The sequence below is a fragment of the Psychrobacter sp. AOP7-B1-24 genome (assembly GCF_052376215.1).
In the GTDB taxonomy this organism is placed as follows: domain Bacteria; phylum Pseudomonadota; class Gammaproteobacteria; order Pseudomonadales; family Moraxellaceae; genus Psychrobacter.
Genome location: NZ_JBQSVL010000097.1, coordinates 1 through 8,605 on the forward strand (window position 1 = coordinate 1; position 8,605 = coordinate 8,605).

5 protein-coding genes are annotated in these 8,605 nt (G+C 42.5%); 2 read left to right on the forward strand and 3 right to left on the reverse strand.

The window, feature by feature from the left end; translation table 11 throughout:
* Positions 1 to 97: 97 nt before the first annotated feature.
* On the reverse strand, positions 98 to 1,420 hold the full coding sequence (locus ACT3QP_RS13315) for a S1C family serine protease (protein ID WP_444525839.1): 1,323 nt from the start codon (positions 1,418 to 1,420) through the stop codon (positions 98 to 100).
* Between the two features lie 256 nt (positions 1,421 to 1,676).
* On the opposite strand from ACT3QP_RS13315, the gene ACT3QP_RS13320 reads away from it, so the two are divergent.
* Both ACT3QP_RS13320 and ACT3QP_RS13325 read left to right on the forward strand, forming a co-directional pair.
* Positions 1,677 to 2,501 carry a Nif3-like dinuclear metal center hexameric protein gene (locus ACT3QP_RS13320; protein WP_444525840.1) on the forward strand — a complete coding sequence of 275 codons (825 nt, stop codon included), beginning with the start codon at positions 1,677 to 1,679 and terminating at the stop codon, positions 2,499 to 2,501.
* 1,024 nt (positions 2,502 to 3,525) lie between these two features.
* Positions 3,526 to 4,734, forward strand: coding sequence for a transglycosylase SLT domain-containing protein (locus tag ACT3QP_RS13325; protein ID WP_444525841.1), 1,209 nt, complete (start codon positions 3,526 to 3,528; stop codon positions 4,732 to 4,734).
* A 125-nt stretch (positions 4,735 to 4,859) separates the two neighbouring features.
* On the opposite strand, the gene ACT3QP_RS13330 is transcribed toward ACT3QP_RS13325, so the two are convergent.
* The gene (locus ACT3QP_RS13330; protein WP_192518717.1) at positions 4,860 to 7,661 is read right to left on the reverse strand and encodes a LysM peptidoglycan-binding domain-containing protein; all 2,802 of its coding nucleotides are present in this window, start codon (positions 7,659 to 7,661) and stop codon (positions 4,860 to 4,862) included.
* Between the two features lie 364 nt (positions 7,662 to 8,025).
* Positions 8,026 to 8,481, reverse strand: coding sequence for a nuclear transport factor 2 family protein (locus tag ACT3QP_RS13335; protein ID WP_225739100.1), 456 nt, complete (start codon positions 8,479 to 8,481; stop codon positions 8,026 to 8,028).
* Between the last annotated feature and the right edge of the window lie 124 nt (positions 8,482 to 8,605).

An 8,605-nucleotide genomic window follows, 5' to 3' on the forward strand; every position in this document is an offset into this window, starting at 1 on the left:
AAACCAAAAAGCGCGCTATCTTTAAGATAGCGCGCTTTTTTATGATTTATGATACCGTCTTGTTTACCAAATCTTTTAGACTATAGTCAGCGAACTGCTATTGAGGCGCACCATTATTTTCAAACAGCTTTAACAGCTCCTCACGCATGCGGTCGCGCTCTGCTTCTGACATCATTGGTGCGTTTGGCTGCTCCTCTTGTAAATAAGGTTGTCCCAAAGCCCCATCTTGTGCCACCACAGGCAGCTCAAGTGTTTCTTGTTCTGGACGTTGCTCTAGCTTGATCGTGACCTGTTTGTTGCTACCACCACGCAGTACCTGAGCATTCAATTCAGTGTCAGGAGACTTACGAGCCACATATTGAATGAGTGTATTGGCATCCGTCATCTCAATCCCATCAATCGTCAAAATCACATCACCAACCTTAAGACCACTTTTGGCCGCTGGACCTTGAGCGATGACATTCAGGACTTCTACACCTGTCGATGTCTCTAACTGAGTCGGATCACGTAGTTGTGATTGAACCTCAATACCCAACCAACCCCGACTCACTTTGCCATCTTTTATTAAGGCATTCATGACCTGCTCGACGATAGAGGTAGGAATAGCAAAACCGATACCTAGAGAACCACCAGACTGTGAAAAAATCACGGTATTGATACCGACTAACTCACCTTTCGCATCAACCAATGCACCCCCCGAATTTCCAGGATTGATAGCAGCGTCAGTCTGAATAAAGTCTTCAAACTTATTCACTCCTAGTCCAGTACGACCAGTCGCTGAAATGATACCTTGAGTCACTGTCTGCCCCACACCAAATGGATTGCCAATAGCAAGTGCCAAATCACCAACACGGATGGGGTCTTCGCGGAATCCTAACGGTGTCAGCCCATCTAGATCAACTTTAATAACGGCCAAGTCACTATCCGGATCGGTTCCCACGATTCTAGCGCGGCTTTTACGACCATCGGTGAAAGCAACGGTAATCTCATCTGCTTTTTCGATGACATGGGCATTGGTCACGATATAGCCATCTTCTGATACAATCACACCTGAGCCTAAATTGGTATTGCCTTGCTCTTGTGAAGGACCACCACTATGAAACTCAAAAAAACGGCGCAACACTGGATCATCCATATAAGGATGCTCGGCTACCGTTTGCGTGGTATAGATATTGACCACCGACTGTGATGCACGGGCAACCGCATTATGATAAGAAGAAATCGGAGCTGGCGTATCCGACACAGGTTCTGATGCTTGTTGTTCAGTTGGTGTGCTTCTCGGTGGCTCCCACGTCGCCTCTGACGTTGTTTTCATACTCGTGAACAACCAGATAAATGCTGCTAAAACCAGCAGCAATAAAACCCAAGGTAACCACCTTAATAGAGATGCTTTATTTTTGGTGCTTCGGGATGACGACATATAAAACCTCTATAAATTTTATGCAAACAAACGATAATAGATAAAGAGAGACCATTGCCCTGAGAGCCTAGTCAATCAAGCCAGCTCATACACACAAATTATAACCGCCAACAATACCAAATAGTAACGTATCGTGTACCATTTCAGTTAGTCAGTTTGTCTACTCTTTTACACCACCATGTTAAAATGGTCATTATACAAAACTATTGATGAGTTGCAATTGCTTGAATAATTGCAACAATGATAAGGGCTCACCATGACAGCTATCGACACTTCAACACCAACATCCAATACGTCCATTACAGCAGAAGCACTGACACAGTTTTGCGATGATTACTTATCAGCCAATGCATTCAAAGATTATGCGCCTAATGGCTTGCAAGTAGATGGTGGACAGTCTATTAAGCGTATCGTCACTGGTGTGACTGCCTGTGAAGCCCTGATTGATGCGGCCATTGCAGAGAATGCCGATGCTATTATGGTACATCATGGGTATTTTTGGAAAGGTGAACCTGCTACGATCACTGGTATGAAAGGTCGACGCATTCGCAAATTGATGCAACATGGCATTTCTATGATTGGCTATCATTTGCCGTTAGATGCGCATCCTGTCATTGGTAATAATGCCAAGTTGTCTGAAGCGTTGCAGCTGACTGTCACTGGTGCGCTTTATCCCAATGAGTCACATCCAGTTGGCAATATTACTACTTGCACGCCCCAAAGCACTGGCGATCTCATTGCAAAAATCACTCAAGCATTGGGTCGCTCGCCGTTACATATCGCAGCTGATTATCATGCAGACTCTTCTACTAAGACCAGTAATAGGTTAATAGAACGGATAGGTATCTGTACTGGTGGCGCCCAAGACATGATTGAACAAGCGGCATTGATGGGCTGCGATGCCTTTATCTCTGGTGAGATATCAGAGCGCACCACACATATCGCACGTGAGCTTGGGATTGATTATTTTGCCTGTGGTCATCACGCGACAGAACGTGGTGGTATTCAAGCATTGGGACATATCATATCTCAAGAATTTGATGTGCCTGTGACCTTTATTGATATTGATAACCCTGCATAACATCGCAGTCATGACAGCTTGCTTGACATTAAGCTTTTTAAGTTAAGACCAAAAACAATAATGATTATTATTCTTACAATCAACGACTTATCGGTATTTTTATACCAATTAATGCACCAAAAAAGAGCCGTATTCTGATTATCTGTCGTTTGATTGTTAATTTTTCTCGCTATTTCCTTAACCACACTTGAATAATCTAGAAAATATCTTCATATTACTACCCGAGCAAAGAGCGTCTTGTCATGAGGCGTCCCATTTACTATAGCTTCCGGTTATGGCGCTTAAATGAGGTAAGTCTTTACAACTTCGCTACTTATTACGGTCAACGAAGCAGTGAATGACTGACCAAAGAGTACATTATGTTTTCACAATGTCTAGGGTCTATTGAACATTGTATTTTAGTTGCATAATGTCTCTTTATTTTAGTGTCGCAACAAGAGCTTAGTGATATCTGATTGATGGTCTGTGTTAATAGGTATTCTATTGACTATCGATTAGGTTAATTCGCTGACCCTTGTTGCTGAACAAAAAATATAGATACCGTTTACTCTGCCACTTATTATTTTAAGAGTAGATGGTCTACCTATATTGGCGTAGAGAAATCAGACGTATAGATTCCTGATTCACTTCTATGCTTTGTTTCAATAGCTTATTTCATGACCTTACCTATAGTTGAGGCAGTTTGGAGCTGCTTTAGCTATATGTTTAATACCCTACTGTTTTGCTGTTAGCCTTATCTAAACACCCATGAAGGAATCATACGATTTACGTCCTTTGCGGTGTTTTATATGCGTTTATATTTTTAGAAATTGACGCAAACAGATAACGGACTGGTTCAAAAGCAATGACAATGATGCAAATAACGTATCTAAAGTTCGACAGTAGCATTAAACAAGCAATATCGTACTTATATAATTAAAAAGTATGACATTGTCTAAATATGATTTCGGTGCTTGCGCCTCTATTAGCAAGCATTTGCTTCATGTTTTTGGGTAAGTAGGACGGCTAAAATTAGGAGACATCCATGCAGCGTATTACTTATCGTGTAAAAGTATCTGCGCAAGGGGCCAAACGCCGTATTTCTTATTTACTGCGTCCATCTAAACGCCTGCTGAACACTGAAAGTAACATCGTTTCATCCGTTACCCCTACCATATCTACCCACTTGGCCAGAACCAAAAAGTTGGCACAAGTCTCTAGTATCGCCCTTCTCTCACTACCTGCTGAGAGTTTAACGATAATGCGTGCACCTGTACCAGCCTATGACCATGTCATGTTGGAGCGCACATTAACAGTCGCTGCTGTACCAGGCGACAGTACCTACTTTGCCACTGATGGCTTTCAACATGGTTTTGGCTTTGATTTGGTGCGTAGCTATGCCGATGAGCTAGGTGTAAATGTCAATCTAAAGGCCTATGCTAGTGAGGAAGCGGCACTAAAAGCCTTACGATCAGGAGCTGCAGATATGGCATTAACAACAGCCAGTACTCAGCTAAAGAGCAAATATAATTTATCTTCTGTCAATGTCAGTTGTGGCTACGATACCAGCCTGACTAAGAATGGCTTGCATCCAAAGGTCAGTTGGACATTCAACTCATCAACCGACCCGTTGTCAGAAAAAGCCAGTTACTTCTTGTGTGACAGCGTTAAACTACAAAACACACAAAAGCTGGCAGCTTTTTATAACCAAAACTTGCTAAAAGATGCCTATAGTCAGGATCATTTCAAAAAAACCCTGACAGAAAAGCTGCCCGACTACCAGTCTTCTTTTGAAGAACAAGCACGTAACTACAATCATGATTGGGAATTATTGGTTGCCATGGGCTATCAAGAGTCACACCTTGATGCCAATGCTGTCTCACCAACAGGTGTACGTGGTCTAATGATGCTGACCAATAACACTGCCAAAGCAATGGGCGTGTCGGATCGCGTTGATCCTTATCAAAGTATCGGTGGCGGTGCGCGTTATTTAGAGCAGATGAAAGATGAGTTTTCTGATGTACCAAAATCTGACCGGATTTGGTTTGCACTAGCAGGTTATAACATGGGCCCCAATGCCATCAAAAGCATTCAGCGCAAGCTAAGAGCCGAAGAAATTGATGATAAAAGTTGGGCTAACGTTTATGCATATCTGGCCGAAAACAGAGCATCTAATAGCCGCTATGGTCAAGCGATGCATTATGTAAGTAACATCAGAAGTTATCTAGAGACCATTAAAACTCAGACCGTCTAATTAATACTAGTCCATACCCTCATAAAATACTTTGCAACAAAAAAGCGGCTCTTACAATAGAGCCGCTTTTTTGTTATATGATTATGAGAAACTGCTTTTCACCTATATTAAAACGAAGCCAGTCACTAGCGATTCGGCACTGTCAGGCGCTGTCCGCGCTGTAGCATAGTATCTGCAGCAATATCATTCATATCGGCCAACTCTTTGGTGGATACATCATATTTACGTGCTAAGCCAATCAAACTGTCTCCTGACTTAACCGTATAGCTAACCGTCATTTTTGGCACTTTCAATGTTTGCCCACGTTGCAGCTGTGCATTAGTTGCCAAGCCATTGGTTGCTGCTAGGTCTGCTACTGAGACCCCAAATTTACGTGCTAAGGCAATCAAACCATCACCCGATTTGACGGTATAATTTTCGGTATTACTCAGCTTCTGACCATTACTACTCGTGGTATTATTATTGCTGCTACTAGTAGCACTGCTTTTACTAGCAGTCACACTACCACTGGCAGGAATGGTAATCGTACGACCAAGTATCAGGTTAGAGTTGGTTTGTAGGTTGTTCGCTGATGCCAAATCACTCAAACCAATATTATAACGTTTGGCCACACCCGTTAAGGTATCACCAGATTTGACTTTATAGCTGACTGACTTATCATTCAGCTGACGATCTACAAGCTCTTTGGAAGCTGGTACTTTAATAGTTTGACCACGCTGCAACCGAGCGTTGGCATCAAAGCTACTATTCACCGCAGCAAGCTCTGTTGCAGTAATACCAAGACTATTAGCAATACCAATCAAAGTCTCGCCCGATTTCACTTTATAGTTAGTCGTCGCGACTGAACTTGCGCTGCTTTGGTTATTAGAGCTACTGGTAGTGTTTGTCGTAGCTTTAAAGTCAACGCTCTCAGGTACTTTAAGTGTCTGACCAACATACAGAGTATCTGTCGTACTGATACCATTAAGACTGGCTAACGTAGTGGTTGGTATATTGAACTGACGCGCAAGGGCAATCAAACCATCACCCGATTTTACGGTATAGTTTTTAGTGGCTGTACTTGATTGAGTGGTTTTAGTAGAAGGCTCAGCAGGTGTCGTCGCTACTGATTCCTTGACATTACTACTCGCACTGCTCAGCGGCTCAATGGTTTTAGCATTGTATAAATACAAAGTACTACCCGATAATAGATTGGCATTGGCATCTATTTGGTTCCATTCTGCGATATCTCGCCAGCTCACACCAGCACGGCTAGCAATATTAGATAACGTGTCACCACTCTTGACTGTATAAGTTGTACGTGTGCCTTCTGGTTTTGGTTTGCTAACTGGCGTCTGAGCAAAACTTAGCTTCTTCTCTTCACCACGAGCTTCTAGAACAGACTGCTGTGTTTGTACAGCGGATAGATTGATATTGCCATCTGCATTAATCACATCAGTTTCAGATGAGTTACTACGAATTTGATTGGCAATAAAGTCACGCTCTGCTTTGCTTAGTGGTGGCTCTTGTACAATAGTATTGTTTGGTGTGATCTGCGCCGAAGTGGTTGGTAGGCTATTACTACTTTTGAGCTCAGCATTGATTTTATTGGTCTCTTCAGTCGTCAATGGAGGCTCAGACGACGCTGAGCTATTGCCATATGAAGAACTGCTGGTCGATGGTGAGATATAACTCGTTGTCTGCTGAGGTACGCTGGCACTTGCAGCATAATCAGCCAATTCATTACCAGTAGATGGTAATGAAGAAACAGAATATGGCTTGTTATTATAACTTGGTGTGGTTTCTGTCGTGCTTGGCGTTGCTGCTGCAAGCACATTACCTGTGCCATTACCTCTCAATTCACTTAATTTCGCATCAACATTCAGACTCACATCATTAGGGATGATAATGCGCTGCGGGCCTGAAGTGTCCACTCTTCCAGATGTTAGCGCTGTATTTAATCTTTCCAGCTCATCATAACTCACACCTGTCAATTGCGCTACTTCAGACAAGCTAACGCCATAATTAACCGGCACACTACGGAAATGCTGACGGTTGGCAATAGCGGGTAGATAAACACCATACTGTTCAGGATCGGCAACGATCTCAGCAACGGCCAAGAAGCGTGGTACATAGTTCATCGTTTCAGTAGGTAGTCTGAGCGACCAGTAATCGGTCGGTAATCCTTGAGCTTCATTCGCCTCAATAGCCTTTTGTACGCGGCCAGGACCTGCATTATAAGCAGCTAATGCCAACTCCCAACTGCCGAACTGATTGTGTAATGCAGTCAAGAAATCATAAGCTGCACGCGTTGATTCAATCACATCACGGCGACCATCGTAGGTACTGCTTTGATTCAAGCCATAAATACGGCCAGTACTTGGGATAAACTGCCATAAACCTGCGGCGGCGGCGCTACTAGTACCACTTGGATCATACGAACTCTCAATCACGGGTAACAAAGCGAGCTCTGTCGGAATATTGCGACGCTCAGCCTCTCGTACGGTATGATAAATATAGCGACTGGCACGTGCCGTCAAACGATTAAGATAATCCTGTCTACTGGTAAACCAGCTCTTTTGTCCTTCAATACGCTGATTATAGATAGGTTGACCACCATTCATGCGATAACCAGCACGTAGGCGATTCCATAAATCACCATATTGTTGAATAGCAAGCTTATTACCTTCTACCATAGTCATATCAGTGGCTTCTAATAAGTCAGCCAATTCATCCAAACTTTCTGCATCCAAAAATTCGGTCGAATAATCATCACTCGTCGCACTAGATTGATTGGTAGCAGGTTTAGTAATGACAGACGAGCTATTGGTTGTACCATTATTTGTTACTGTTGACGTACTGCTACAAGCACTAATCAGTAACGTTGATACGGCAAGCGTCAATGGTAACGCGATAAATGAACGAGAGGTTGATGGTACAGTAGACATGATATTGAAAGTTTCCTAACGACAAGAAGTGATGAGATAGAATTGTTTGATAGTATAGTATGCAATATAGCGTAAAGACCAGCTAATATAAAAAGATAATAGTCATAAGTTGAGTTTAGTCGTGTCCAAATTTCTCAACTAAAATAACTGACCAATCACTCATTAAGACGTCCACATTATCAGCCATCATTGAATATCAATAAATGATGACGGTTATTTTGAGTATATTTATTGAATATCGATATATTTTCAGTGGCTTTTTCAGTGCCTTGATTTTCAATGGCTAAATCATTCACACAATCGTAAAGCAGGGCTCAAATGCTAGGGTGTGTCCTCATTTTGAAAACACAGCCTAATGACTAGTCTAGTTAATCGTAATCTGTGATACCGCACGTAGCAGTACCGCGTTACCAGTTGATAACGTTAATGTCACTCTTGATGTGGTGACAAAAGAGACTGTTCGACCATCCTTTACCCAGCTCTCATTGGTTGTTACATTTGCTTTGGCTTTATCACCTGTAATGACAATATTATCTACAGAGATGTCATAGCGATAATTAGAAGTGTCATTCCAACTGTCTTGTAACAATTTCAAATAGGCATCTTTATCCAAGCTGGTAGACTTACCCTTTCTAGACAATGAAATCAGCGCATCATCAGAGACGAGACGAGACACCTGAGTGACGTTTTGGCTGTTCGCTGATGACTTCATCGCTGATGCATAGTTCTGTACCAAAGCTTCGGTCATGGTCGCCGCCTGCGCACTGATGCTCACAGAACTTGCGACAGCAACTACAGCGGCCACACTGGTACTTTTCATCAATAGCACCAAAAGCCTCTTTCCCCATAATCGTTTCATGATAATCCTTAGCGATACTATTTCGTTGTTGTCGTATATCGATGCTTAACGTGTTTCTATCATTTCATTAAACACATGCATATTT

What these genes read in the sequence shown, in the direction of transcription:
- ACT3QP_RS13325 (WP_444525841.1), top strand. Translation starts at nt 3,526, where the DNA reads ATGCAGCGTATTACTTATCGTGTAAAAGTATCTGCGCAAGGGGCCAAA.
- ACT3QP_RS13335 (WP_225739100.1), bottom strand. Translation starts at nt 8,481, where the DNA reads ATGAAAAGTACCAGTGTGGCCGCTGTAGTTGCTGTCGCAAGTTCTGTG.
- ACT3QP_RS13315 (WP_444525839.1), bottom strand. Translation starts at nt 1,420, where the DNA reads ATGTCGTCATCCCGAAGCACCAAAAATAAAGCATCTCTATTAAGGTGG.
- ACT3QP_RS13330 (WP_192518717.1), bottom strand. Translation starts at nt 7,661, where the DNA reads ATGTCTACTGTACCATCAACCTCTCGTTCATTTATCGCGTTACCATTG.
- ACT3QP_RS13320 (WP_444525840.1), top strand. Translation starts at nt 1,677, where the DNA reads ATGACAGCTATCGACACTTCAACACCAACATCCAATACGTCCATTACA.